General features: G+C 71.5%; 23 protein-coding genes. 7 read left to right on the top strand and 16 right to left on the bottom strand.

Going from position 1 to position 25,085, the window contains the following annotated elements; translation table 11 throughout:
- Positions 1-137 precede the first annotated feature (137 nt).
- From WMF44_RS42770 to WMF44_RS42740, 7 genes are all read right to left on the bottom strand, one after another.
- Positions 138-602, bottom strand: a complete 465-nt coding sequence (locus WMF44_RS42770) for an ATP synthase subunit I (protein ID WP_437295794.1) — start codon at positions 600-602, stop codon at positions 138-140.
- Positions 592-960, bottom strand: coding sequence for an AtpZ/AtpI family protein (locus tag WMF44_RS42765; RefSeq protein ID WP_437295793.1), 369 nt, complete (start codon positions 958-960; stop codon positions 592-594). The genes WMF44_RS42770 and WMF44_RS42765 overlap by 11 nt, the downstream gene beginning before the upstream one ends.
- A 125-nt stretch (positions 961-1,085) precedes the next feature.
- Positions 1,086-1,709, bottom strand: a complete 624-nt coding sequence (gene rdgB / locus WMF44_RS42760; RefSeq protein WP_437295792.1) for an RdgB/HAM1 family non-canonical purine NTP pyrophosphatase — start codon at positions 1,707-1,709, stop codon at positions 1,086-1,088.
- Positions 1,706-2,479, bottom strand: a complete 774-nt coding sequence (rph, locus tag WMF44_RS42755; protein WP_437295791.1) for a ribonuclease PH — start codon at positions 2,477-2,479, stop codon at positions 1,706-1,708. The genes rdgB and rph overlap by 4 nt, the downstream gene beginning before the upstream one ends.
- Before the next feature lie 70 nt (positions 2,480-2,549).
- On the bottom strand, positions 2,550-3,566 hold the full coding sequence (locus WMF44_RS42750; protein ID WP_437295790.1) for a murein hydrolase activator EnvC family protein: 1,017 nt from the start codon (positions 3,564-3,566) through the stop codon (positions 2,550-2,552).
- Entirely contained in the window at positions 3,563-4,456 is an 894-nt protein-coding gene (locus tag WMF44_RS42745) for a cell division protein FtsX (RefSeq protein WP_012240582.1), read from the bottom strand. Before WMF44_RS42745 ends, WMF44_RS42750 begins: the two co-directional genes overlap by 4 nt.
- A 41-nt stretch (positions 4,457-4,497) precedes the next feature.
- Positions 4,498-5,316 (bottom strand): cell division ATP-binding protein FtsE, encoded by an 819-nt coding sequence (locus WMF44_RS42740; RefSeq protein WP_437295789.1) that lies wholly within the window; start codon positions 5,314-5,316, stop codon positions 4,498-4,500.
- Positions 5,317-5,420: 104 nt separating this feature from the next.
- Between WMF44_RS42740 and WMF44_RS42735 the strand changes: the two genes are divergently transcribed.
- The 4 genes from WMF44_RS42735 (at position 5,421) to WMF44_RS42720 (ending at position 11,194) form a co-directional block, all read left to right on the top strand.
- Complete coding sequence (locus WMF44_RS42735; protein WP_437295788.1) at positions 5,421-6,269, top strand: methionyl-tRNA formyltransferase; 849 nt, start codon at positions 5,421-5,423, stop codon at positions 6,267-6,269.
- A gap of 123 nt (positions 6,270-6,392) precedes the next feature.
- Positions 6,393-7,538 carry a hypothetical protein gene (locus WMF44_RS42730; RefSeq protein WP_437295787.1) on the top strand — a complete coding sequence of 382 codons (1,146 nt, stop codon included), beginning with the start codon at positions 6,393-6,395 and terminating at the stop codon, positions 7,536-7,538.
- A 24-nt stretch (positions 7,539-7,562) separates the two neighbouring features.
- Positions 7,563-10,613, top strand: coding sequence for a BamA/TamA family outer membrane protein (locus tag WMF44_RS42725; protein ID WP_437295786.1), 3,051 nt, complete (start codon positions 7,563-7,565; stop codon positions 10,611-10,613).
- Between the two features lie 59 nt (positions 10,614-10,672).
- A complete protein-coding gene (locus WMF44_RS42720; protein WP_437295785.1) occupies positions 10,673-11,194 on the top strand; it encodes a hypothetical protein in 522 nt (173 codons plus the stop codon).
- Positions 11,195-11,354: 160 nt separating this feature from the next.
- On the opposite strand, the gene WMF44_RS42715 is transcribed toward WMF44_RS42720, so the two are convergent.
- The 4 genes from WMF44_RS42715 to WMF44_RS42700 all read right to left on the bottom strand — a co-directional run bounded on the left by WMF44_RS42715 (position 11,355) and on the right by WMF44_RS42700 (position 15,510).
- Positions 11,355-11,534: a hypothetical protein gene (locus WMF44_RS42715; RefSeq protein WP_044967002.1), complete on the bottom strand. Its 180-nt coding sequence runs from the start codon at positions 11,532-11,534 to the stop codon at positions 11,355-11,357.
- A gap of 334 nt (positions 11,535-11,868) precedes the next feature.
- On the bottom strand, positions 11,869-12,174 hold the full coding sequence (locus WMF44_RS42710; RefSeq protein WP_157907252.1) for a hypothetical protein: 306 nt from the start codon (positions 12,172-12,174) through the stop codon (positions 11,869-11,871).
- 425 nt (positions 12,175-12,599) lie between these two features.
- A complete protein-coding gene (locus WMF44_RS42705) occupies positions 12,600-13,883 on the bottom strand; it encodes a penicillin-binding transpeptidase domain-containing protein (RefSeq protein WP_437295784.1) in 1,284 nt (427 codons plus the stop codon).
- 181 nt (positions 13,884-14,064) lie between these two features.
- Positions 14,065-15,510, bottom strand: a complete 1,446-nt coding sequence (locus WMF44_RS42700) for a porin (protein WP_437295783.1) — start codon at positions 15,508-15,510, stop codon at positions 14,065-14,067.
- Between the two features lie 521 nt (positions 15,511-16,031).
- Between WMF44_RS42700 and WMF44_RS42695 the strand changes: the two genes are divergently transcribed.
- On the top strand, positions 16,032-17,147 hold the full coding sequence (locus tag WMF44_RS42695) for a PhoH family protein (RefSeq protein WP_437295782.1): 1,116 nt from the start codon (positions 16,032-16,034) through the stop codon (positions 17,145-17,147).
- Between the two features lie 55 nt (positions 17,148-17,202).
- Here WMF44_RS42695 and WMF44_RS42690 read toward each other — a convergent pair whose 3' ends face one another.
- Positions 17,203-17,826 carry a hypothetical protein gene (locus tag WMF44_RS42690; protein WP_437295781.1) on the bottom strand — a complete coding sequence of 208 codons (624 nt, stop codon included), beginning with the start codon at positions 17,824-17,826 and terminating at the stop codon, positions 17,203-17,205.
- Positions 17,827-17,904: 78 nt separating this feature from the next.
- Entirely contained in the window at positions 17,905-18,570 is a 666-nt protein-coding gene (locus tag WMF44_RS42685) for a class I SAM-dependent methyltransferase (RefSeq protein WP_437295780.1), read from the bottom strand.
- Positions 18,571-19,821: 1,251 nt separating this feature from the next.
- Here WMF44_RS42685 and WMF44_RS42680 point away from each other — a divergent pair.
- The gene (locus WMF44_RS42680) at positions 19,822-20,397 is read left to right on the top strand and encodes a hypothetical protein (RefSeq protein ID WP_012240571.1); all 576 of its coding nucleotides are present in this window, start codon (positions 19,822-19,824) and stop codon (positions 20,395-20,397) included.
- A gap of 92 nt (positions 20,398-20,489) precedes the next feature.
- Here the strand turns inward: WMF44_RS42680 and WMF44_RS42675 are convergent, their stop codons facing one another.
- The 3 genes from WMF44_RS42675 to WMF44_RS42665 form a co-directional block, all read right to left on the bottom strand.
- On the bottom strand, positions 20,490-21,917 hold the full coding sequence (locus WMF44_RS42675) for a hypothetical protein (RefSeq protein ID WP_437295779.1): 1,428 nt from the start codon (positions 21,915-21,917) through the stop codon (positions 20,490-20,492).
- Positions 21,918-22,143: 226 nt separating this feature from the next.
- The gene (locus WMF44_RS42670; protein WP_437295778.1) at positions 22,144-23,040 is read right to left on the bottom strand and encodes an SUMF1/EgtB/PvdO family nonheme iron enzyme; all 897 of its coding nucleotides are present in this window, start codon (positions 23,038-23,040) and stop codon (positions 22,144-22,146) included.
- 322 nt (positions 23,041-23,362) lie between these two features.
- Entirely contained in the window at positions 23,363-24,100 is a 738-nt protein-coding gene (locus tag WMF44_RS42665) for a hypothetical protein (RefSeq protein WP_437301675.1), read from the bottom strand.
- 630 nt (positions 24,101-24,730) lie between these two features.
- On the opposite strand from WMF44_RS42665, the gene rplV reads away from it, so the two are divergent.
- Positions 24,731-25,069 (top strand): 50S ribosomal protein L22, encoded by a 339-nt coding sequence (gene rplV, locus WMF44_RS42660; RefSeq protein ID WP_012240567.1) that lies wholly within the window; start codon positions 24,731-24,733, stop codon positions 25,067-25,069.
- Positions 25,070-25,085: the final 16 nt, after the last annotated feature.

Genomic DNA, 25,085 nt, shown 5'->3' with positions numbered 1-25,085 from the left:
TGGCGCGCCTTGTGGGAGTTCGCCCTCGATCGAGGGGCCTCGCCTCTACCACAACTCGTTTACGGTGGGCACCCTGGAGCGCGCCAAGTCTCCCCACGCCGCGCGGGTCGCTCCCGGAGGCCGGTTCCGGCGGGAGCTCAGCCGCGAGCGCCCGGCGGGCTTCCGTCCGCCGGGGGCTTCGGTCCGAAGAGCGTCCCCAGGGTGATGCCGACGACGAGCGAGGCGTAGCCGACCATCAAGGCGACGCCCGAGACCACCTCGCTCTTCAGGAGGAGCCACACGCCGCCCATCAGGCCGAGCAGCTTGATCATCGCGATCAGCGTCCACGACACCGTGTGGCCCCGGCGCGAGAGGAACGCGTCGACGATGCGCGCGAAGACGTACAGGTTCACCGTCGCGATGGCGCCCCCGATGCACACGCCGAGCGCCGCGCGCGTGCCGTACGCGAGCAGCGCGGCCACGGACAGGACCGCGGCCGTGCCGGCGACCCAGCGGAGCACGGACCGCATGGTGGCGTCCCCGACGCCGGGCCGCTCCTCCGCGTCGGGCTCCTCGTGCGGCGGATCGCTGCCGGGCGCCCCCGGCCTTCGCTCAGCGCTCATCGTTCCCCTTCGCGTCCTGCAGCCCGTCGGGATCGCGGACCTCGCCGCTCGAGCCTGTCCGGCGGTCGCCGTCCGGCGCGCGCTCGTCCTGCCGTGCCTTCCGGTCGTCGAACCTCGGCGCAGGGTTCCCCTGCTCGCGCTCCTCGCGCTCGGCCACGGCCTGCATTTCCTTCCACGCCCGGAAGACCGCCTTGCCGGCGGCGCCGAGCCCGAAGAAGAACCAGAGCACCGAGAGGTACGGATCGGTCCCGAGCTTCCCGTCGAGCCAGCGGCCGATGAACAGGCCGACCAGGATGCACAGCACCACCTCGAGACCGACGGTCCCGTAGCTTCCGACGGCCTTCCAGTCCTGCTTCATCAGGGGATCCGATCACCGGGCAGTACGTGGGTGCCTCCGGTCGCGATTACAAGCGGTCCCGGACGGGGTCAACCGCCGTCCGGCGTCGCCGCTCGATCGGCGCCCACCGCGCACCGCCTGTCGTCCTACCGTCGCGCGACAAGCGCCTCGAGCGAGGAGCGCATCTCCCGCGCGGCCTTGCCGCGGTGGCTCACGAGGTTCTTCTCGGCCTCGCCGAGCTCGGCCATCGTCCGTCCGTAGCCCTCCACGACGAACAGCGGATCGTATCCGAAGCCGCCCGCGCCCCTGGGCTGCCTGCCGATCCACCCCTCGCAGCGCCCTTCGGTCACGATGGGCTGCGCCTCGGTCCGCGGATCGAGCAGCACCATCACGCAGCGGAAGCGCGCTCGGCGCCGGTCGTCCGCGACGTCCGCGAGCGCCGCGAGCAGGGCCTCGTTGTTCTCCGCGTCGGTCGCGCCCTCCCTCGCGAAGCGGGCGGACCGGACGCCCGGTCGTCCGTCGAGCACGTCCACCTCGAGCCCCGAGTCCTCGGCGAGCGTCACCATCGCCGATCGGAGCGCCCCGGCGCGCACCTTGAGGAGCGCGTTGTCCAGGAACGTCGCGCCGTCCTCGACCACGGGCGGCGCCCCCGGCAGCACATCCGAAAGCGAGAGCACCTCGATCGGGAGGTCGGAGAGCAGCGAGCGCAGCTCCGCGAGCTTTCCTCGGTTGGAGGTCGCGGCGAGCAGGCGCAGCGGCTCCCGGCTCACGCGACCCTCCAGCGGTCCGTCTGGAAGAGCGCGGAGAGATCGACGCCGGCGCTCGACAGCGCCCGGTGCTGCGCGCTCGCGAGCGACGCCACGCCCGCGAGCGCGAGGTCGGTCATGCGATCGAGCTCTGCCCGGGGGATGGCCTCGTCCTCGGCCGTCGCCTGGACCTCGACGATCGAGCCGACCGCCGTCGCCACGACGTTCATGTCGACGCGCGCCGAGCTGTCCTCGGTGTAGACGAGGTCGAGCGCGAGCCCGCCCGGGAGGTGGCCCACGCTGATCGCCGCCACCTGATCGCGGAGCACCGGCGCCTCGAGCGATCCGGCCGCGCGCATCCGGTCGAGCGCCAGCGCGAGCGCCACGAAGCCGGCGGTGATCGACGCGGTCCTCGTGCCCCCGTCCGCCTCGAGGACGTCGCAGTCGATCGCGATCGTCCGCTCGCCGAGCTGCTTGAGATCGATCGCCGCCCGGAGCGCGCGGCCGATGAGCCGCTGGATCTCCTGCGTGCGCCCGCTCGGGGCCTTGCCCCGCCCGTCGCGCGGCTCCCTGCGGGCCGGGCTCGATCGCGGGTGCATCTGGTACTCGGCCGTGAGCCAGCCCGCGCCCTTGCCCATCATCCAGGCGGGCACGGTGGGCTCGACCGAGGCCGTGCAGAGCACGACCGTCCTCCCGGCGCGGTAGAGGACGGAGCCCTCTGCGTTGCGGTGGAACCCGAGGATCATCTCCACGGGGCGGTGGACATCGAGGGCGCGGCCGTCAGGGCGATTCACGGGGCCGCCTTAGCACACTTCGCGCGTCGCGCGGGCTCGCCTCGCGGCGGCGCGCGGCGGGCTCGCGCCGCTACATCCCGAACCAGGGACCCGGATCGATCACCTCGGCGCCGCGCCTCAGCTCGAAGTAGAGCTTCGCGCCGTCCGGTCCGCTCGCGACCGTGCCCACCCGCGCCCCGCCCTGGAGCTGATCGCCGGCGCGCACGTCCGCGGCGCCGAGGTTCGCGTACACCGAGTAGAGCCGCTCGCCGTGATCGACGATCACGGTGAGCCCGTAGTCCGCGTACGTGTCGGCGAAGGCCACCCGCCCAGCGGCCACGCTGCGGACCGGCGCGCCGTCCAGCGCGGTGAGCTCGACGCCGGGGCCTCCGGCGCTGCGGCGCGACACCTTGCGCACCTCCGCGCGGCCGGCGATCGGGAAGGGGAGCCGCCCCATGAGCGCGCGGAAGCCGGCGCGGCGATCGAGCTCGGCGGGCCCGGTGTCCGCGCCGTAGATCGCGAGGTAGTCGGGGCGCACGCTCGTCTCGAACGCGCGCGAGAACGCGGCGCGGCGCTCCTCCTCCTGGGCCAGCGCGACCCGGGCGCGGTTCATCGCCTCGCGGTGCACCTCGAGGGGCGCGCGCTCCGCTCCGAGGTGCGTGAGCCGGTCCGCGAGCTCGGCGCTGCGCCGGGTCAGCTCCGCCTCGCGGGCGAGGTCGCGCTCGAGGGCGAGCCGGGTGCGCTCCACGCGGGCGGCGTGGTCCACCAGCGCGTCGAACCCGCCGCCCACCGGGAGGAACCCGGCGCGGACGTGGCGGTAGTACGCGCGCCCGCGCGCGATCATCCGGCGGCGGGTGAGCTCCAGCGCGGGGCCGATCGTGTCGAGCTCCGCGCGCAGCGCCTTCTCCTCGGCGTCGAGCTTCGCGAGCAGGCGATCGAGATCGTTCTCGGCCAGCGCGGAGCCCGGGCGCGCCGCCGGGGCCGGGGCCCTGGCCGCCCAGGCGGACGTGGGCGCCGGGGCGTCCGGCGCCGGCACCTCGGCGCCGCTCGTCGCGGCGCCGGTGAGGAGCGCCAGCGCGAGCGGCGCGAGCCGGACGCGGCGCCTCACACGGCCACCATCTTGCGCAGCGTGAGCAGCGCGGTCGTGGCGCCGAGCGCCGCCCCGAGGGTGACCATCCCGAACGCGACCTCCCACGGCAGGAACGACGGCGAGACGCCGAGCAGGTTGGCGAGCTCGTGATCGAAGCGTCCGCGCACCATCATGAACAGGGCGCCCAGCACGAGCAGCGCGCCGGCCGCGCCCGCGGCGCCCTGCGTGGCGCCCTCGACGATGAACGGCCGGCGCACGAAGCCGTCGGTCGCGCCGACCAGCTTCAGCACCTCGACCTCGATCTTCCGGCGATGCAAGAGCAGGCGCATCGTCGAGCCGATGACGCTCACGACGGCGCAGAGGACGATCGCGGCGAGGCACGCGCTCGCGGCGACGCCGCCGCTGAGGAGGGACGACAGCCGCTCCGTCCAGCGCTGGTACGTCTCCACCGTGTCCACGGCCGGCAGGGCGCGCAGCTTCACCGTCATCGAGGCGAGCGCCTCGTCGGAGACCTCCTCGGTGAAGCCGACCTCGAGCGACGCGGGGAACGCGCTCGGCGGGAGCGCGGCGAGGGCCTTGTCGCCGTCGTCGTGCACCACCTCGCGGCGCGCCTCGGCGCTCGTCACGAGCCGCACCTTCTTGACGCCCTCGGTGCCCTCGAGCGCGCGGGTGAGCTCCGCGGTCTGCGCCTCGGTCGCGCTGTCGCGCAGGTAGACCGTGGCGCGGCCGGCGCGCGACCAGCGATCGCGCACCGCCATGAGGTTCGTGACCACGAGGAGGGCCGACGCGAGGCAGACGAACGCGACCGCGAGCGAGAAGATCGACAGCGCCTGCAGCCGCCAGTCGCTCCTCCCTGCCCGCCAGGTGCGAAGCCATCTCCGCCGATCGTCACGCTCGCTGGTCTGCATCCGGTTCCCTCTATCCGTCTCGTGAGGCGGAGCCCTCGGCGCTACGCCGCGCCGCGCACGCCGCTGTCCATCTCGTCCTCGTCGCCGTCCGCGAGCTCGCCGCCGGATCCGAGGCCGTGCGGCACGTCGGTCGCCTTCCCGTCGTCGAGCACGACCACGCGCCGGGGGCGCACGTCGAGCAGCGTCCGATCGTGCGTCGCGAACAGCACGGTCGTGCCGGTCTCGTGGATGTCCTCGAACAGCCCGAGCAGATCGATCGCGAGCTGCGGGTCGAGGTTGCCCGTCGGCTCGTCCGCGAGGATCAGCGTCGGCTCCCCGACGATCGCCCGCGCGATCGAGACGCGCTGCTGCTCGCCGCCGCTCAGCACCTGCGCTCGGTCGCCGCCGCGCCCCGCCAGGCCGACGCGCTCGAGCGCCTCGCCGACCCGGGTCCGGAGCAGGCGCGACGGGAGGCCGAGCACCTCCAGCGTGATGGCCACGTTGTCGAACACGGTCCAGCCCGGGACCAGCTTGAAATCCTGGAAGACGAAGCCGATGTTGCGCCGGAGCGCGGGGATCGACGCGTCGGTCAGGCGCGCGATGTCCCGGCCGAGGAAGAGGATCCGGCCATCGTCGACGCGCTCGGTGCGGTGCACGAGGCGGAGGAGCGTGCTCTTGCCCGAGCCGCTCGGGCCCGTGATGAACACGAACTCGCCGCGCTCGATCGAGAGCGACATCCCGCGGAGCACCGGCTGATCGGCGCGGTACGATTTGTAGACGTCCTCGAAGACGAGGATCGGCCGGCGCGCGGCGGACGCGTCGTAGCGGTGGCCGGGCCGGAGCGCCGGACGAAATGAGCCTTGCAGAGGGGGCGCCGCCATCGGAGCCTTCACCTATCAGCCTGCTCCCACACGGAAAACTTTTCGGCCGACGCTCGGGCGAGCGCCCTCTGCGGGTCGCCTTTTTTGGCCTCCCGCTGGCGGCGTTGCTGCTCCACGGCGACGGTCACGACATCGCCCTCGCCGCGATCAGCCGCGCCGACGCGGTGGCGCTCCGCCGGGCCCGCCGGCTCTTCGGCTCGCGCCTCCTGCTGCGTCCCGACGTCGAGCGCCCGGAGCTCGCGTCGCGCGTCGAGGCGCTCGCGCCCGATCTCCTGGTGAGCTGGTTCTGGACCACGCGCCTGCCGATGTCGCTCGTGAGGGCGGCGCGGCTCGGCGGGATCGGCGTGCACCCCTCGCTGCTCCCCCGTCATCGCGGGCCGGACCCCACGTACTGGGCCATCGCCTCGGGGGACGCCGAGAGCGGCGTCACGGCGCACCGGATCGAGGCGGAGTACGACACCGGCGAGATCCTGGAACAGGAGAGGCTCCCCATCGATCCGGGGTGGACCGCGTGGCAGCTCGCCCGGGCGCTCGACCGGCCGAGCCTCCGGGTCCTGCGGCGCACGGTCGATCGGTTCGCGCGCGGCGAGGAGGTGGCGGGCGTCGCCCAGGATCCGGCGCTCGCGACGCAGGCGCCTGCGCCGGACGACGAGGCGTGCGCCATCTGCTGGTCCTGGCCGACGGAGCGCGTCCTCCGGCACGTCCGCGCCCTCGCGCCGGCTCCAGGCGCGTGGACCGAGATCGAGGGCGCCTGCGTCATCGTCTTGCGGGCCGCGCCGGCGGCGAGCTTCCCCGAAGCGCTCGCGCCCGGCGAGGCCGTGGTCGAGGGCGGGATGGTCCTGGTGAGGACCGGCGACACGGCCGTCGCGCTGCTGGAGGGGGAGATCGACGGAGAGCCGGCGTCGGTCGGTGAGCTCGCGGCCCTCGTGGCGTCGGGGGCGTCGCGCGGGTGACCGCCGGCTGGGGGGCGCTTGACGGCCGGCCGCGTCGCCGGCGGGGTCGCCTGGCCGGCTCGCGGCATCGAATCCTGAACCTATGCGCGCGCGACCGCGTAGGATGCGCCCTTCGGAGGATTCATGTCGGAACCCGCGCAGCTTGCGAAAAGCGCCCGCGAACTGCTCGCCGCGGCGCTCAATGCGCTCCAGTCGAACGGGGGGGTGTCGCCTGAGATCGAGGCGCTCGCCGAGCCGATAGCGCAGGCGATGGGCATCATGCACCGCATCGAGCGCTCCGGGGGTCAGGCCCTCGACGGCAGCGAGATCGCGCTCGGCCATGTGCGCGACGTCCTGAACCGCCTGCAGAGGATCACCGCGGCCGATCCGGTGGTGGACGTGCTGATGGAGCACGTCGCCTCCTCGCTGAGCAAGGTCAACGCGCTGAGCAGGGCGCAGGCCGCCGGTGCCTCCGCGCAGGCGCGTGCGCCCGTGGCGGCGGCCGCGCCTGCGCAGGTAGCGCCAGCGCCTGTAGCGGTGGCCGCGCCAGCGCCGGTTGCGCCTGTAGCGGTGGCCGCGCCAGCGCCTGCGCCGATAGCGGTGGCTGCGCCAGCGCCTGTAGCGGTGGTCGCGCCAGCGCCGGTTGCGGTGGCCGCGCCCGCGCCGGTTGCGCCAGCGCCGATCGCGCCAGCGCCCGTCGTGGCGGTGGCCGCGCCCGCGCAGGTAGCGCATGCACCTGCAGCGGTGGCCGCGCCCGCGCCGTTCGCGCCTGTTCCCGCGGTGGCCGTGTCTGCGCCCCTCCAGCACACGCTCCCCTCGCCGCAGCAGCCGCGGCGTGCGCCGGCGCCCGCCTCGCCGTCCTCGCCCGCTTACCCCGCCGCGTCGCACCCGGCCGCGAACCCACGCGGCGCTCCGCCGTCCCAGGCCGTGCCGCAGCCCGTCGACCACCGCACGCACGCGGCGGTCGTCGATGTCGAGCTCGGCGCTCTGACGCCGTCGAATTTTTACAAGGGACTGGCGGGCAACGACGTCATCGAGCACGGGGGCATCTTCGTCGCGACCTACAAGATCCCGCCGACGGGCTCCGTCGTGACCCTGCGCGTCCGCCTGCCGGGCAACTACGAGTTCACCGCGCAGGCCGCGGTCCGGTGGACGCGCGAGGCAGGCGGCTCGAGGGACTCGGCCGAGCCAGGCTTCGGCGCCCGGATCATGCAGATCTCGGCGGAGGGCCGGCAGCTCGTGTCCCGGTTCACGCGCAACAGGGAGCCGCTCTTCTACGACGACCTCTGAGGTCGCCACGCCGCCTCGATCGTGGTGAACTCTTCTCCCGCGCGCGCCGGCTCGCGAGCGAGCCGGCCGCTCCACCGCGCAGCGTCCGTCCTCTCTGCCGTCGCCCTCGCGGCGCTGCTGCTCCTCGTTCCGCGGCCGGCCCGGGCGACGGGCGATCCCGATCTCGCCTTCTGGACGTTCGAGACCGCCCACTTCCGCGTGCACCATCCGCAGGGCCTCGAGCCCCTCGCGGCGCGCATCGCCTCGCTCGCCGAGACGATCTACGGGCGCGTCGAGGATGCGCTCGGCTACGCCCCGAAGGGCCGCACGGAGATCCTGATCACCGACGACTCCGAGATAGCGAACGGGTCGGCCGGCACGATCCCCTACAACTCGATCCACCTCCTCGCATCCGGTCCGGACGACCTGTCGACGCTCGGCGACTACGACGACTGGTACCTCGATCTCCTCACGCACGAGTTCACGCACATCGCGCACATCGACAACACCTCGGGGATCCCGGCGATCCTGAACGCGATCGTGGGCAAGACGTTCTCGCCGAACCAGGTGCAGCCGCGGTGGATCATCGAGGGGCTCGCCGTGGTGAGCGAGAGCCACCACTCGAGTGGTGGCCGGATGCGCTCGAGCATGTTCGACATGTACCTGCGCGCCGACGTGCTCGAGGACAACATCGCGCGGCTCGATCAGATCTCGAGCTCCGCGTACCGCTGGCCGCAGGGCAACCTCTGGTATCTCTACGGATCGAGGTTCCTGGGCTGGATCATCGACGTCTACGGGCCCAACACGATGCGCGCCGTCTCCGCCGACTACGGGGCGTCGCTCCTCCCGTGGGGGATCAACCGCGCCATCCGCCGCGTGACCGGCAGGACCTACGTCGAGCTGTACGAGGGCTGGAAGGACCACCTCCGCCGGCTCTACCGAGAGCAGATGGCGGCCGTCGAGGCGCGCGGGCTCCGCGAGGGCGCGCGGCTCACCTACCACGGGCGCAACGTGCTCTACCCGCGGTTCGTCCCGCCCGCCGCGCGCCGGACCGCTGCAGACGAGATCGTCTACTTCCGCGACGACGGCGGGGAGCGCCCCGGTATCTACCGCGTCCCCCTCGCCGCGCCCGCGCCCGGGGGCGAGCGCCGCGAAGCGCTGGTCGCGCGCACCAACGCGCCCTCGCGACCGGCGTTCACGCCGGCGGGTGACCTCGTCTTCACGGCGCTCCTGCCGTGGCGCAACCACTACTACCGAAACGATCTGATCTTGCTCCCGCGCGGCAAGGCGGCGCCCGACGGCGACGAGCCCTGGCGGCGCCGGTTGACGCACGGCCTCCGATCCGCGGCCCCGGACGTGAGCCCGACCGGAGATCTCGTCGCCTTCTCCCTCAACAGCAAGGGCACCCGCTACCTGGAGATCGCGCGGCTCTCCAGGGATGGCGCCCTGTCCGAGCGGCGCGATCTCGTCCCGAGCGCCCGCTTCGAGCAGGCCTACTCCCCGTCGTTCTCGCCCGACGGCAAGCGCCTCGCGTACAGCGTCTGGACCGCGGGCGGCTATCGCGACATCCGCGTGGTGGACGTCGCCACCGGCGGCTTCCGGCAGGTGACGCGCGATCGCGCGACCGACATGAACCCCGTCTGGTCGCCCGACGGCGAGACGCTCTATTTCACCTCCGATCGCACCGGCATCCACAACGTCTACGCCTACGACGTCTCGTCCGGCGCGCTGCGCCAGGTCACGAACGTGAGACTCGGCGCCTTGCACCCGGCGATCAGCCCCGATGGCAAGACGCTTGTCTATGTTGGATATACCTCTCGGGGCCACGACCTCTTCGCCATGCCGCTCGATCCGGCGCGCTTCCTCCCGGCGCCGCCGCCCCCGGGCGATCGCCCCGATCCCGCCGCCGAGCCCTCGGCGGCGCGGCTCGAGCGCGTCCCTTACAACCCGCTTCCCACGCTCGCGCCGCGCGCGATCACGCTCGACTACGCGCCCGGGAGCTATGGCTCGAACGCGCTCACGGTGAGCGTGACCGGCACCGACATCGTCGGTCGCCACACGATCTTCGGCGAGCTCACCGTGCAGCCGGACGCGCCGGCCCCGAACGTCCTGCTCGGGTACAACTACGGCCGGCTGCCTGTCGATCTCGGCGTCCGCGTGTACCACAACATCTCGCCGCGCGGCGGCTACCGCCTCAACGGCCGAAACGTCGTCTACGACGAGCGAACGATCGGGATCTCCTCCGGCATCAGCTATCCGATCCGCGGCGAGTTCTCGCGGCATACCCTGAGCGCGTCGTTCGGCAGCGCCGCGTTCAAGGGGCAGCTCCCCGTCGGCGACAAGCTCGACCCGTACGCGCCCCGGACCATCCTCCCGCCGCGGGGCACCCTGAACCTCGCGCACCTCGGCTACGCATTCTCGAACGCCGAGGGCTCGCTCGACGCCGCCGGCGCGCCCCGCGGGGTGTCGCTGAGCGCTGGCCTCGATTACGCCGGCCCGGAGACGGGCAGCAGCTATACGACCTACGCGTTCTCGACGGGCCTCACCGCCTACGTCGCCATGCCCTGGTCAGGCGATCACACCCTCGCGTTCCGCGTCGCCGGGGCGGTGTCTGGCGGCAACTTCCCCCGGGGCGCCAGCTATGGCGTGGGCGGGTACGATCTCGAGAACCTCACCCTCGTCGACACATTGCTCACCGGGGTCACGAATAGCTCGTTCACGCTCCGCGGCTACGCGCCGGGCGCGATGTTCGGCCGCTCCTATTTCTCGCAGACGTTCGAGTACCGCGTGCCCCTCCTGAAACCCGACCGCGGCCTCGTGACGCTGCCGATCTACCTGCGCCGCGTCGACGCGAGCCTCTTCCTCGACCACGGCGGCGCATTCAACCGCTTCGAGATGGACGACCTCGCCCTCTTCACGCGGAAGAGCCTGCTCTACTCGCCCCAGCTGCACGCCTCGGTCGGCGGCGAGCTGTGGCTGAGCTTGAACATCGGGTACGTCCTCTCCTCGCAGCTGCGCTTCGGGTACGCCTATGGCCTGAGCGATCTCGCGATCCCCGGCGGTCAGCTCTACTTCGTCGCGACGAACTCGTTCTGAGCGCCGCGCGCCTGCTGGAAATTTTGCCCGCGCCGACCCCTTCGCCCAGGGTGCTCGGCATGCGCCGCGTCCTCCTCGCCCTGAGCCTCTTGCCCCTCGCCGGCTGCGGCATCGCCCCGAGCACGTCCCAGCGCCTCACCGAAGCGGCGCTCGAGATGAACACGGCTGCCCGGTTCGGCCGCATGGATGTCGCGCTCGAGCGCGTCGGCGCGAACGCGCGCCAGGATTTCATGAATCGTCACGCCGGGTGGGGCACCCGCCTCCGGGTCGTCGACGTGGAGTTCGGCGGCTTCGAGATGACCCAGCGCGAGGAAGCCGAGGTCTACCTCGACGTCCTCTGGCTGCGGAACGACGAGGCCACGGTCCGCAGCACCCGGGTCGCGCAGCGCTGGCGCGACGAACGGGGCCATTGGGAGCTCATCGACGAGGAGCGAAGGGAGGGCGACGCCGGGCTCCTCGGCGAGCCCCCGCCCAAGGAGCCCCAGCCCACGCAGAACGGGGCTGGCGATTCGGCGGGCGCGACCGACATGGGCCGGCAGCCCGGCCTGAGCCTGCACACGCGTGTGATTCGCGACGAGTGAGCGCCCCCGCTGGCGAGGAGTGCGGCCGCGCGCCGGGGGGCGCGCCGGGCCGAGCACGACGCCGCCGTGCGAGGCCTGGGTGAGCGACGGGATCGCAACAGCGCGGCGATGCGACGGGTGGCGCGTGGTGCGCGGCCGATCGACCGCGCCTCGCACCCCATCAAGCAGCCGGCGAAGGGCTCGCGGGAGCGGCGCTCTTGGGAGCGCGGGGCTTCTTGGCCTTGCCAGCGACCTCCGCCGGGGCCTTCGCCAGCTTGCTGCGCTTGGCGCGCTCCTTCTTGGCAGCCTGCGCCTTGCGGCGCCTCATCTTCATCGACTGGCGGCGATCGCGCTTGCCCATCTGCTTCAATCTCCTCACGGTCGGGGGCGCGGCATCATGACGACAGCTCGCCAGGCGAGCCCCATCCTGCACCGGTGGATGGCCTACCGCGGGGCCCCTCAAAGGGAGCGGGACTGTGCCCAAGAGCGAATGGAAGCGCAAGGGGCAATGCGCGCGGAGATGCAGTTCTCGTGCTAGACGAGTGTGCAGTGCATCGCGCCGCCGTGAGGCGTTGACCTCCGCCTCCCCGCGCGGTCACGTCACAGTCACGTCAGTCACGTCAGAGGCGCGCGCTCGTTCTGAAGAACTGAAGGAACCGAAGGATCCGCGCCGCCTGGGTCGCACCTGGCAGGGCTCAGCCGCCGACCGCGCCGTCCAGCGCGACCTCGCGGCCGCGCACCTCGAGGCGGTACCGGGAGTTCACGGTCTCTATGTAGAAGACTTCGCGCCCAGCGAGGCGCAACACGCGCTTGACCGGCGTCGTGACATATTCATGCATTCCGTCGGAGAACTCGATGACGATGACCGAGCCTTTCCGTGGTGCACGGACGAGCCGGCCAACGACTGCGCGTGATCCCCGGCCGAGCTTGCGGAGCACAACCTGCACAACAGAGATGCTAGCACGCGGATCTCGGCCGAGCACAAGCTGCACAAGCAGCACCTCTCGCAACTAGGTCCCACCCTGGCCCAGGGTGTCCGGCTGCATCGGAGCGGTCCGGACCTTCGCGCCGCGGACGGCGAGCCGGCGGGAGGGCTCGCCCCCCGGGCGGAAAGTTTCCATGAATCGATCGCCGCCGCGGCGTTTACGATGAGCCTGCACACCTGCCAGCCACCAGGCAGGCACACGGGTCCGTGACGCACCGTCATCGCCGGATCCTGGTGAGGGCGGAAATCGAATGATTTCGGCCCTACGGGGGGCCTCGTGAAGGTTGCGCGGTGGTCTTCCTGACGGGCCGACGGTCCGCTGGCGTCGTCGGTCTCGAGGGAACCTCGCTGGGGGCACGGTGCCGCGTTCAGGTGCATCCGCGCAGCGCGGCGCCGCGATCGGCCTGGCGCGCTGCGGCTCGGCGGCTCGCCAGCCCCGCGTCAGCGGCGGTGGGCTGTCGCGCCGGTCCGGTTGTTCGGGTCGCTCACGCCGGGCGCGCCCTTGTCGGCGAAGTAGGTGCGGAGCATGTCGCAGGCGACGTTCGTCGCCTTGACCCGCCATTTCGCGCCGTTGGCGACCATCACGGAGATGGCGACCTCGGGCTTGCGGCTCGGCGCGAACCCGACGAACCAGGTGTAGAAGGGCCCCTCGGGCGTCGGCTTCGTGAGCGTTCCCGTCTTGCCCGCGACGCGGATATCCGGGAGGTAGGCGCGGCCGTTGCGATCATGGAACGAACGGTAGCTCGTGCCGTTATTCACCGTCGCCTCCATCATCGCGGTCACCGCGTTGGCCGTGCTCTCGTCCATCACCCGCTTGAGCACCTGGCGCTCGCTCGGGCCCTGGTAGATGTCGCCGATCTCGTCCTTGACGCTCGACACGACGTGGAGCCGGATCATCTCGCCGCCATTGGCGATCGTGGTCGCCAGGTTCGCCCCCTGGAACGGCGACAGCGTCGTGTTCCAGAAGCCCGCCGCGGTCCGCGCGAAGCCGAGATCGTCTTCCGGGAGCGAGATCGTGCTCGGCGCGACCTTCACGTCGAACGGCGTGTCCTGACCCCAGCCGAGCTTCTCGGCCACGGCGCCGAGCTTCTCTCGGTCGAGGTTCCTCGCGGCGAGCCGCGCGAACACCGTGTTGATGCTCCGGCCCATCGCCTGCGCGAGCGTCGCGCAGTACTTGTCGCGGCGCTTGTTGTCGACCATGTCCGCCGGCCGGATCGAGTGCTCGCCGCCCGAATAACACTGCTTGGTGTTCGGGCTCAGGCCCGCCTCGACGAGGGCGGTGCCGGTCACGACCTTGAAGACGCTCGCCGACGGCGCGGTGGCCTCTGCAGCGACGTCGTGCAGCGCCCCCTCGTTCACGTAGCTCGCCCAGACGAGCACCTTCCCGGTGCGGATATCGGTCATGACGACCGCGCCCTCCGGGACCCGGCCTGCCCGCAGGAAGCCGATCGCCGCCCGCTGGTACATCGGGTCGATGGTCAGCTCCGCGACGCGGTCGCCGTGCGCCGGCGCCGTGGGCGGGGTCTTCCGGTCGTCGATGCGCGTCAGATCGAGGTCCGTGAGCGGCGGCGGCGTCACGGTCCGCGTGATCGTCGGGCCCCCGGCGTTCGTCTTCTTGGCGAGCAGCCCCCCGAGCTGGACGTCGTGCTCGCGCAGCATGGGGAGGGTCACGGCCACGAGCCCCACGGCTGCACCGACGGCGATCCACTGACGCATGTCGCGCATGGCCCGACGGGTACCCCGCCGCGCTGTCCTGGGCCAAAATTGAGGCGCGCGACCTCGCCGGCGGGGCTCCGGCGCCGCGGGATGTGCGCGGCAGGGAATCCTGCCGGCGCGCTTCGTTGGAGGGCAAATGAACGAGGGCGCGGCTGGGGCTCCGCGCCGCGCGGGGACGGGACGCGGGGAGCTAGAAGGACAGGCCGACCCGGGCGCCGAGCTCGTGCAGCGCGTGCGCGTCGGTCCGCTTCAAGGTGTTGCCCGGCACCCGGAGGAGGTTCTCGTCGGAGCCGCTGCCCGGCGTCAGGTATGCGTTGTAATTCACGCTGAGCCGCACGTTCTTCGTGTGCCAGTAGTTGGCGGCGAGGCCGACCTGCATGACGTTGAGGTCGGTGCCCGGACCGCCCTCGGCGCCCGGCGTGTTCTCGTCGTACGCGCCGCCCCGGGACGCGCCGTCGTAGGTCGCGTTGATCCCCGCGAGCAGCGCCGCGACCTCGAGCCCCGACTTCGGCTTCTCGGGCTCCTTCGTCAGATCGACCTTCACGGGGCGCGGGCTGTACCCCGGATCCCCGGTGACGAAGGCGTCGCCCACGGGCCACGCAGAGAGCTGCACGTACCAGCCGAGGCCCTTCACCTGGCCGAGCCGCTCGGTGTGCGCGAGCTGATAGCCCTCCACGGCCTCGCGGGTGTTGTTCGCGAGGTAGTAGGCCTCGGCCCGGAGCTCGACCCTCTTGATCGGCAGCCGGAGCTCGCCGCCGATCGCGCTCTGCGCGCTCGACGGGATGACGTGGATCTGCCGCCCGAGCGAATCCTTGTAGCCGCCGCTCCAGAGCGTGTAGCCGTGCCCGGTCCTGATGGGCGCGTAGTCGTAGCCCACGTAGTCCTGGTCGCGCTCCCCGTGCTGCGCGCTGAGGCCGATCTGCGCCTTGGCGAGCAGCCCCTTCTTGTCGCCGGCGAACGGGCGCGCGAACACGCGGCCGATGAAATCGACATCGCCGTCGACGCCCGGCCGGTTCTGGCCGTCACCGGCGACCACGCTGAGCCCGTAGAAGAACATCTTGTCGGCGACGTCGCCCCACGCCATCAGCCCGATGCTCTTGCCCTCGGGGTGGGCGAAGCTCCGCATCGCGATGTTGCGCTCCATGAACGTGATGGCGTTGCTGCTCGACTGGATCTCCATCCCGAAGGGGGAGTTGAACTGGCCGAGCATGAAGTTCAGCGCCGGCATGACGGAGTAGTTGATCCAGAAGTCGGCGAGCGCGGCGTTCGCGCTCGTGCTCTGGACAGCGGCGAAGCGCGCGGTCTCGGCCGTCGGCTCAGCGCCCGCCGACGCCGCGGATACCTCGGTCTTGCCGTTGGCATTCCCGAGCGCCTGGCCGCCGAAGTCGACGTCGAGCTTGAACGACCAGCGCTTCAGGAACTCGCCGTCGAACTCCAGCCGGGCGCGACGGGCGAAGAAGCGCGGCTGCAACGCGTTCCCTCCGTCCGCCGCCTTCACATCCGAGACCCCGCTGCCGAAGCTGCTGACGAAGTCGAGCTGCAGCCGCCCCTTCGGGTACAGCCGGAAGGTGTCGTTGGCGTCCCGGAGGAAGAAGCCGCCGTGCCAGCCGGCGAGCGGCTGCCGCTCTTCTTTCACGATGGCGGCACCGGCGGTCGGCGCGAACACCTGCGCAGGCGGAGGAGGCGGCGGCGCGGCGGTCGGTGCCGCTCCAGGGGGCGGGGGCGGCGGCAGCTGCTCTGCGGGCGGCGGTGCGTCGGGCGGCGGTGCGGGCGTCGGAGCGGCAGCGGCAGCGGGCGGAACCGCGTCGGCAGGAGCCGCCGGGGCAGCGGCCGGAGGCGGCGGCGGGGCAGGTTGCGCTGGGCCCTGGGGTCCAGGCTGTGCTAGCGCCGAAAGGCTCGACAGCGTAACAGTCATGCCCAGCAGCGCCGATGTAGCTAACCTCATGCAGTTCTCCCTGTGTGCGGCTCGCCCGCTCGCCGGATCTCGCATGCACTGCGACGCGAAATTATGACCAGGACGTTACGATTCTGTGTAAGCCATACGGCGAGCGAGCGCGACATTCGAGCCAGAGGTGAGCCGCGTCAAGGTCCTGCTCATGGAGCGGCGGCACGTGCCGGCGACGGAGCGCCGGGGCAGAGGCGGGGAAGGATCACGGGATGACGACCAGCGTGCGGATCACGGCGGATGTCGAGGTGCTCGACAACAGCACCCTGGTGGCCCTCGCCGGGCCGGGGAACGAGCATCTCAAGCTCATCGCGCGCACTCTTGGCATCGAGTCGGGCATTCGAGGCAACACGATCCGGCTCGCCGGGGACGCCGACAAGGTCGCGCTCGCCGAGCGGTGCCTGGCAGAGGCCGCGCAGATGTTGAGGAGCGGCGTGGTCCTCGATCCCCAGGACTACGTGCGCGGCGTGCAGGCGCTCCGGGACGACCCGGGGATGACCTTGCGGGAGCTGTTCGAGGACGTCGTCCTCATCTCGGCGCGCCGCCGTCCTATCTCGGCGAAGGGGCTGGCGCAGAAGCGCTACATCCAGGCGATCCGATCGCACGACATGACGTTCGGCATCGGGCCGGCGGGGACGGGCAAGACCTACCTCGCGATGGCCATGGCGGTGCATGCGCTGCTCGAGCGCCGCGTGAAGCGGATCATCCTGACCCGTCCTGCCGTCGAGGCGGGAGAGCGGCTCGGCTTCCTCCCCGGCGATCTCGCCGAGAAGGTGAATCCTTACCTGCGCCCGCTCTACGACGCGCTCCATGACATGATGGATGCGGACAAGGCGCAAGGCCTCGTGACGCGCGGTCAGATCGAGGTCGCGCCGCTGGCCTTCATGCGCGGCCGCACGCTCAACGATTGCTTCGTCATCCTCGACGAGGCGCAGAACGCGACGAGCGACCAGATGCGCATGTTCCTCACCCGCCTCGGCTACGCCTCCCGCGCCGTGGTGACGGGCGACGTCACGCAGGTCGATCTCCCGCACGGCGCGCGCAGCGGCCTCGCGGAGGCGCGCGAGCTGCTCGCGGGGATCGAGGGGATCGCGATCTGCTCGTTCACCGAGGTCGACGTCGTGCGCCACCCGCTCGTGCAGCGGATCATCGTGGCGTACGAGCAACGGGACGCCGAGGTGGCGCGCCAGCGCGAGGAGCGGCGGGCGGAGGCGGGTCGCGGCGGCGCGCGCGGCGGCGCAGCGGGAGAGGCCGGGCCTGCGCCGCAGCAGGAGCCGCAGGGCCGCGCGCCAGCAGGCGAGCCGGGAGGAGCCGGCGCGGCGGGCTGACGCGCGACCCAGCCGGGCGAGACGCCGGCGTCGACGTCTCGCCCGGCTGCGCTGATCATTTCTTCTTCAGCTCGATGGGGGACTCGCGCACGAGGAGGGCATCGGGCCCGGTCACCCGGATCCTGCCGTGGATGACGTTCTCCTTCAGCTCGCCGACCAGGACGCCGGTCATCGCGTTCGGCGCCCGCGGATCGTCGGGGAAGACCGACGCGCGGACCATGCCGTCCTCGGCCTTTCCCACGAGCGTCGCGTCGCCGAGCGCCCCCTTCGCGGTGCCCTTCAGCTCACCGCTCGGCTCGATGGTCAGCGTCACCGTCCCGGGGCCTGTGACCTGCTTCCCGTCGTCCTTCTGGCGCGCGGCGTCCTTGACCTTCGGGGGCATCACGACGCTGCCCTTCTTGGCGTCGTAGCGCCCCTCCCATGTCCCTTGCCATGCGGGCGTGCCCTTCGGCTCGCCCGCGTCTCCCGGCGCGCCTGCGCCCGGGGGCTCTGCTGCGGCCGAGCTGGCCGCGGGCGGCGCGAGCCCCGCGCTCGGCTGAGGCGGCGGGGGCGCGGGCCGCTCCGGCTCGCTCGGGCGAGGCGGGCCCTCCTCGCATGCCGCGAGGACGACGGCGAAGGACAGGAAGAGCGCGCGGGCAACGCCGCGCGCCCGGCGAGCTCGTGTTCCGGTGGCGTTCACGTGGACGCTTTTATTACGAGCCGGGCTGGCCGTCGCGTCGATTTGACATGCCCCGGACCAGCGCGCGGCGCCTTCGGATCAGGAGGCCCTGCGGAACGCGAGGGTCCAGTGCCGGTCGCTCGTCACCTGCGCGCATTCGGGGGGAATCCGGAGCGAGCGCAGCACCTCGCGCACCTCGTCGAGCGAGAGCGCCGCGCGCAGCGACGCGTCGAAGAGGGCTCGCTGGTACGCGGTGTCGTTCGCTGCGTACGTGTCGACGAGGGCGGCGACCGACGCCTCGTCTTCCGGACGGACCAGGTCCCGCACGAACAGGAGCCCGCCGGGCTGGAGGACGCGGAGCATCTCGCGCAGCACCTGCGCTGGCTCCGGGACGTGGTGGACGATGCTGTTCGAGAGCACGGCTGAAAATGTCTCATCCGGTTCGGGCAGCGCCTTGGCATCCACGAGCGCGAGCGCGATGGCCTCGGTGAGCCCGGCCTGCTCGACATGGCGGCGCCCGAGATCGAGCATCGCCGCGGAGAGATCGATCGCCTTGATCCGCGCGGCGGGGGCGCGCCTGCAAAGCTCGATGGGCAACAGGCACGTCCCTGTGCCGACGTCGAGGGCGTATGCGAGACCGGGGTTGTGGGAGAGGAGCGCGTCGCAGAACGCCGTGTTCACGGCGGCGTGGTCCATGCTGTCGTAGGCCCGCGCGTCCTCGTCGGTATCCATGACCTCTGGCTCGAGCACGCGCACCAGTGACATGCGCGCATCCTTCTCCGCGGCCGAAGCGCGTGTCAACCGATTGTCGGCGGCTGGTCAATCTCGGCCGCCGGTCGGGAGGAGCTCTAGCGGGGGCGGGGTGGACCCTGGGCGTCGTAGATATGGACAGGAAGGCGTTTGAAGAAGTCGAGGCGGCGCCGGCCGGCTCCCCGCCTCGTCCTCCTCCCATTGGAGCAGGCGCCAATGTCGTAGAGGACGTGCCCCCACGGTGGACGCGCGGACGCGCGGACTCGCGAGCGCGGGGGCCGAAGGCTGAGCTCTCTCGGAAAGGCTCGATCGGAGAGGCCGGAGACGACGATGAGCGCGCCTCCGCGCTCCGCCATGTAACGAGGTGTCTTGCGGGATGAGCCTGAGCCGCGCGTGCACACCGGTCCGCCGGACACGACGGCCTTCAGGCGCCTACCCCGCGGGAGCCGCGGGCGGCGGCCGCGCGTGATGTTGAGAGCGGCGCTGCGCGGCCCGAGCGCCTCCGGCGGCGGGACCGGCGCAGAGTCGTCATTTCGAAGAGCTCGGCGGGTTGGCGCGCGATCGGGCGGTCAGCGTGGGTCCGCGCAATCCCCGGCGTGATGAGCGGATGTCGTGTCGAGAGCTCGACCCGGACTCCCGCCCCGCCGGCGCTCATAGCGAAGCGTCCGTGCTGCGCCCCACCCGCCGAGCGGGGCATCCTATCACGCCTCCGCATAGGTCAGTCGTGCGCCCGGGGCGTGCAATGTAGCCACGCGCCGGTCGCCTGTGTGGGGTCGCCAGGCGGTCGCACCCTGCGTGAGGCGCTTCAATGATTGGGGGTGGGGAGGCTCGCGCCGGGCCGCTGCGCCTCGCGGATGTGCGCGTGCCCGCATTGCCGCCCGTGACGGGCGCGCCCCCGGGGCGCGGGGTTGCTCGGTTCTCGGACGGTGCTTACCTGACCGGACCCGAGCACCCGAGACAGGCAATGCCGCGGTGCATCGTCAAGGGGATCGAGAGAGGATTGGCGCCGCCTCGAGGCCGTCCTGCGCGGGGGAGGGGTCTCGGCCATCAATCGACGCTGGCGGGGTTTCATCGCTCGGCGCCTGTCGAGCAAAGCAGCCCAGCCGTTCGGGGCCGTCCCGTCCAATGAGCTCTCCGATTGAGCCCGCCCGCAGCGCCTATTGAAAGAAAAGACGGCCCTCTATCCTCAATTCGCTTGACCAGGCAAGTGGCAACGGCATAGTCGTATCCAACCGCCGAGCTGGATTCGGCGACGAGGGAGAGCACATGGCAACGGACGCCTTTTCACAGCAGATTGTAAACCTCGTGCGGAAAATGCCGGACGAGGCGATCCTCGCGCTCGTCAAGAATCAGCTGGGCGCCGTGACAGGGGAAGCGCCGTTGGTTCCTCCTGCGGCGCCGCGCCGCAGCCGCGCGCGCGCCCGCGCTGCTGGAGCGGTCCAGTCCAAAACGTCTTCCGTCGCGGCCAAGCGCGGCGCCGCGCCGAAGCGTCGGCCTGGTCGCCCGCGCAAGTCGCCGGCCGCCTCGGCGGAGCGTCAGGAGACGCTGGATGCCGTCGAGCGCGTCGTCAAAGCGAGCTCAGGCGTCAGCGCGAGCGAGGTGGCGAAGCAGGCGGGTATCCCGCAGACCCGCGCCGCCGCCGCGCTGAAGGAGCTGAAGCTGGAGAAGCGGATTTTCCAGGGTGGCGACCGTCGCTTCGCCCGTTATGCAGGCGACGCGAAGACCGCCGAGCAGGCGAGCGCGAACGCGCGCAAGACCGCGGCTGGGCCTGCGCCTGTCGTGAAGAAGCCGAGCGCCAAGGGCCGCAAGCGCGTCGCTCCGGCTGCCGCTCCTCCGAAGTAGGTCTGGGGACCACCGTGCACGTCAGCATCAGATGGAATGCAAGCTGTGCTGACGCGCCGCGTTTGGAATGACTGTCCCGTTCGAGACGGAGCTCAGGGCGGGCTCCAGGTGAGCCCGCCATCATCGGAGGCCGCGACGTACCAGCCGCGGCGCGATGTCCCGGTGACGTCCGCTTGGAGGAGCATCAAGAGTCGGTTTCCGAACGAGAGGAGGGTCCCGAGCTCGATACGGCCGCGCTCGCCCGTGGCTTCTCCGATTACCCTGGGGACGTCGTAGATCTTACCCACTTCCGGCGATAGCGCGATATAGAGCCCCCATCGCGCTGCCGCGCGGGAGGTCAGCACTGCGGTGACGCCTTCGCGTGTGGGCGCCAGGGCGACAGACCGTTCATGCGGCTCCAGCCAGGGTCGGAAGGGCGGCTTCTCGGCGATGACGCAGGTGCCTTGGAGGGTGCAGGTCGCGAGCGTTCGCTCTCCGGTTGTGGGCGTCATGACTTCGACCATGATCCGGTCGGCTGCGCAGCCGACCGACGCTCCAGGCGGGGCTTTCGCCGGGAGCTTCAGCACGGCTGTCTGGGCAGCGGAGACGGCGACCACGGCGGTCTTGTCGGGCGGCTGAGGAACGAGCTGGATCGACCAGCCGGCGAAATCGCATGCTGGTGTCGCGGAGAGCGCGGCGATGGCCGCTGGGGTCATCGCGAGTCCCTCGACGCTCTTCGGTGCGTCGAGCGGCTTCCCCGGCGCGGGGACGGGCCGCACGAGGAGGTTGCGCCCGCGCACCGACAGGAGCATCGGTGGGCGGCCATAAGGCACGGGCAGCGCCTGTTCCTGCGTGGGGAGCGGGACGGCAGGCGCCGGCTCGGCGCCCGCCGGCCCCGCATAGACGAGGGTCGCGTGCCGAGGCTTGGGCTCCACGAGCAGCGCGGCGCTCTCGGCGGAGAGCACCGCGGGCACGGCGTTCACCAGCGGCCGCGCTCCGCGGCTCAGCGCGGGTAGCGTGACCGGTGAAGGCGCCGACAGGTCGGTCGCCTCGAACGGAGCGAAGAAGAGGCTCGGCGGGTCCAGCGCGGACGGCGTCCCTCGATTCCCGCGTGTCTCCGTCGGGAGAGCCGGGCCGCGCGGACCGGTGGTGAGCACCGTGGCGCCGTCTCCGCCGACCGACCAGGTCGACCACCCCTCGCGGACGCGCCGCAGAGATCGCCAGGTCCGGCCTGCGTTCTCGGTCACGAGCGCGATCGCCTCGTTCTCGACCTCTCCTGTCACCACGGCTCGCCTCTCATCGAGCACGAACGCCCGTCGCCATCGGGTCGACGACGGCGCGAGCGCCGAATCGATGCCACGCGCCTGGCCAATGGCGGTGGTGAGCTCATCCGAGGACGCCGCGCCCGGGGGCGGCGGGACGGTGATGGGCGCTGCCTTTTCCTTCTTCCCGCAACCGAGCGCCAGGAGGGCCGTCAGGGCGGCAAGGGCGGTCGCAGCGGCGCGGCGCCGCGTGGGCGCGCTCACTATGGAGTCGAGCATCGGCAATCTCTTCGTTGGTGTCGCCGTGGCTTGCTGCGCGGCGGCCCTGGCTTCTCCACGACTCGCACGCTCGCCCGCGCCGCGCCCGAGCCGTCGTGCCGGAGCGTCCGTCGCGTCACGGAGAGATGCGCGCGCGGCGATCGCCCTGTCTCCCCGCTGAATCGCCCCGAGCTCCGCGTTCGATTAGCGTCTGCGCCACCGCCGGCCGCACGCCGCGCGGCCAGCACTAGTCGGCCTGCTCCGGATCCATGCAGCACCGGAAGCCCGTCGAGTAGTCGTGGTAGCCGAACGAGTGGGCGGTCGTGGCATATTTGCAGCCCTCGCCGTTGCGCGCCGTGTCCATGAAATAGCCGCCACGGAAGGTGCCGCTCGGATCATCGACCCACTCGTGGAGGTTGCCTACCATGTCGAACACGCCGTAGGCGTTGGTGCATCCCGCGCGCTCGCCCGTCGGGAGCAGCGCCTGGGACAGCTGGTTGATGAGCGGGTTGTTCATCGCCGTCGTCCAGCGCTCCTCGGGCTTGATGTCGAGCAGCGCCGCGATCTCGGCGACGGGGTGAACCCGTCGCTCGTCATCGTTGCACACGCCCTGCTGGCGGAGCGCGCCGTAGGGAAACGCCGTGTCGTCCGGCCCTCGGCAGGCGGTCACCCACTCCTCCGAGGTGCACAGGCGCTTGCCCGACGCCGCGCACGCCAGCTTGGCCTGCCGCCCGCTGATGTAGCCTTGGGGGATGACCCCCTGCCAGGACACGGCGCGGACGCGGCGCTCGTTCCCGTCGATCGGATCGTAGGGCGACCAGGGGCGCTCACCGCTGGGCGTCACCTCGACCAGAGCGCCCTCCCAGCGGTCGACGCACACGCGATCGTCGACGAGGGACATCTCCGCGGGGCAGCGCGCGCTGGCCGTCGAGGAGGACGTCGGGATGGCGCCGATCTCGGTCTCCATCCCCGACGCGAGCGTTGCGCTGTCCTTGACGGCAGCGAGCGCGCTCTCCTTGGCCTTGATGCGCCTTTCCGTCGGGACTGCGGCGGTCCCCTCGAGCGAGGCGCGCACCATCAGGCGCGGCGTGATCTGCTCCGCTGTCGTCGACCCCGGAGCACAGCCGGCCGACGCGACGAGCACGCCGAGCAGCGCTCCACCGCCGAATGGACGCGCCCCCGGCGATCGCGGAACGGGGGCTGCCAGGCGCGGGCGGGAGGAGTCCTTGGCCACGGAGGAGCCGAGGATCCCTTCCCGCGATCTTTTTTGCAACCGAATACCGCGCTCGGGGGCTCCCCGAACGGGCCTACATGAGAGGGTGCGCGCCCCGGGGCGCTAAGGTGGGTGTGAGCTGGTGAGGGGCCCAGAGGTCATCTGGTGTGCGTCGAATGCCAGGGGAAAAGAACGGCGAGAGCAGAGCGCGCACGGTGGGCGCGCAGGCCGTGCACCCGTGGCGGCGGCCGGGTCAGTCGAAGGCCATGATCTCCTCGTAGCATGCGTCGTAAGCCTCCTGGCAGGAGACATTCGGGTTGTCGTTCATGCACGCGACGAGATCGTCCGTTGCATCTCCGTTGAGGGGGTTCATCTGAGCCGCGCACTTGGCGGGGTCGAACGTGCCGGCGTCGCAGAAGCCGGAGATGGTGTCGCAGATCTCGTCGGCCTGGTGCGGGCACGCGTTGGCGTACGTGCGGTTCATGCACGCTTGAACGGGATCCACATCGCACGCCCGCTCCACGCCGATGTCGCTCAGGCAGTCCCAGAGGTCCGCGGCGTGACCCGGGGAGAAGACGGCGAAGCCGTGCTTGCAGAGCCCGTAGCCGATCGGGTCCTCGTCGCGGTTCGCGCCGCACTGGCTCGTCGCCCCCTGCGCAGGCGAGATGTTGAGCTCGTCACAGGCCGCGACCGTGAGGTCGCCGTCCGACGCCTCGATACACGCGTCGCTGCCGCCGGAGCCGCCCTGGCCGCCGTCGCCACCCTGGCCGCCGTCGCCGCCGTCGCCGCCGTCGCCGCCGTCGCCGCCCTGGCCGCCGTCGCCGCCGTCGCCGCCCTGGCCGCCGCTGGTCGTGGACCCGTGGGTGACGCCGGGTCCGACCGTCTGGTCCACCTCGTTGTCGGTGCCCTCCGTGGTCACGACGCAGCCGGTGTAGATGGCGGGCAAGAGGAAGGTAAGCGCGAGGAAAGAATGGCGATGGCGAGCAAGCATGGTCACGTTGCCTCCTACAATGTCAGGGAAGAGTTCCACGGTCTGGTGCGTTCGACTGAACCTGGGGCTCCCCTATTCCCCACGCAATCCTGCTCTTCGGCCTGGTCCAGCCGTCCGACGCCGACGCTCCGGGGGTGCACCTCCGCCGCCGACGGCTCAGGCCGACGTCGACAGCTTGTTTCAGGTGCATTTCGTCAGTGTCAAGAACAGATTTCGGCCTCGCGCTCGTCCGTCCGCCTGCCCGGGCACCAGGCCCGGCGTGCCCGGACCCTCCCCACGTCCGTTCAGGAGGATCTGAAAAGCTGCACAGCCCGCGGGGACGCGCGAAACAAACTGAAAGGGAGCGGAAGGATCGCGCTTGCGTACCGCCCCTCCCGCTGGTAATCACCGCGCTCCGTTTTCCCGGGCGATCGGGTGTCCTCCCGGTCTCCCAGTAGAAGAGCCGTAACGGCGCTTCGATCCCAGCTCCGCCCCTTCGGCCGCCGCGGGAACCCCCCCGGTGACGCGAAGGGGGCCCACGTCGATGGACGTCGGGCTGGGACCGGAAGCGTACGACGGTGCAACCGGTTCGCAGCGAACCGAAACCCGGTACGGAGTAACTCCGCCCGCCGGTGTCGCGAGGTGTCTCGAATGGTAAGCAAAGCCAGTGCGATGTTTTCGCGGATCGCCCCGCGCAAGGCTCGCATGATCGCCGATCTCGTTCGAGGTCGCGACGCGGACGAGGCGATCCAGCTGCTCTCGTTCACGCAGAAGAGCGGAGCCCCCGTCCTGCGGAAGATCATCGAGAGCGCGGTCGCGAACGCCCAGCAGGCGGGCGCCGACATCGACGCGCTCTTCATCAGCAAGGCCACCGTCGACAAGGGGCCGAACAAGTTCAACCGCCGCTGGCGGCCGCGCGCGATGGGCCGTGCGACCCGGATCACCAAGGGCGTGTCGCACATCGTCATCGAAGTCGACGAGAGAAAGTAAGTAGAGGACCTGCCGA

This window comes from Sorangium sp. So ce426 (genome assembly GCF_051475585.1).
GTDB classification, from domain to species: domain Bacteria; phylum Myxococcota_A; class Polyangia; order Polyangiales; family Polyangiaceae; genus Sorangium; species Sorangium cellulosum_B.
Note: the sequence above shows the minus strand (reverse complement) of the source record. Positions and strands in the feature narration are given on the sequence as shown.

Excerpts from the sequence above, each read along its gene's own strand:
- WMF44_RS42695 (WP_437295782.1), top strand. The coding sequence starts at position 16,032 with ATGACGACCAGCGTGCGGATCACGGCGGATGTCGAGGTGCTCGACAAC.
- WMF44_RS42765 (WP_437295793.1), bottom strand. The coding sequence starts at position 960 with ATGAAGCAGGACTGGAAGGCCGTCGGAAGCTACGGGACCGTCGGTCTC.
- rplV (WP_012240567.1), top strand. The coding sequence starts at position 24,731 with ATGGTAAGCAAAGCCAGTGCGATGTTTTCGCGGATCGCCCCGCGCAAG.
- WMF44_RS42665 (WP_437301675.1), bottom strand. The coding sequence starts at position 24,100 with ATGCTTGCTCGCCATCGCCATTCTTTCCTCGCGCTTACCTTCCTCTTG.
- WMF44_RS42685 (WP_437295780.1), bottom strand. The coding sequence starts at position 18,570 with ATGTCACTGGTGCGCGTGCTCGAGCCAGAGGTCATGGATACCGACGAG.
- WMF44_RS42770 (WP_437295794.1), bottom strand. The coding sequence starts at position 602 with ATGAGCGCTGAGCGAAGGCCGGGGGCGCCCGGCAGCGATCCGCCGCAC.
- WMF44_RS42720 (WP_437295785.1), top strand. The coding sequence starts at position 10,673 with ATGCGCCGCGTCCTCCTCGCCCTGAGCCTCTTGCCCCTCGCCGGCTGC.
- WMF44_RS42715 (WP_044967002.1), bottom strand. The coding sequence starts at position 11,534 with ATGGGCAAGCGCGATCGCCGCCAGTCGATGAAGATGAGGCGCCGCAAG.
- WMF44_RS42680 (WP_012240571.1), top strand. The coding sequence starts at position 19,822 with ATGGCAACGGACGCCTTTTCACAGCAGATTGTAAACCTCGTGCGGAAA.
- WMF44_RS42675 (WP_437295779.1), bottom strand. The coding sequence starts at position 21,917 with ATGCTCGACTCCATAGTGAGCGCGCCCACGCGGCGCCGCGCCGCTGCG.
- WMF44_RS42745 (WP_012240582.1), bottom strand. The coding sequence starts at position 4,456 with ATGCAGACCAGCGAGCGTGACGATCGGCGGAGATGGCTTCGCACCTGG.
- WMF44_RS42705 (WP_437295784.1), bottom strand. The coding sequence starts at position 13,883 with ATGCGCGACATGCGTCAGTGGATCGCCGTCGGTGCAGCCGTGGGGCTC.
- WMF44_RS42730 (WP_437295787.1), top strand. The coding sequence starts at position 6,393 with ATGTCGGAACCCGCGCAGCTTGCGAAAAGCGCCCGCGAACTGCTCGCC.
- WMF44_RS42740 (WP_437295789.1), bottom strand. The coding sequence starts at position 5,316 with ATGGCGGCGCCCCCTCTGCAAGGCTCATTTCGTCCGGCGCTCCGGCCC.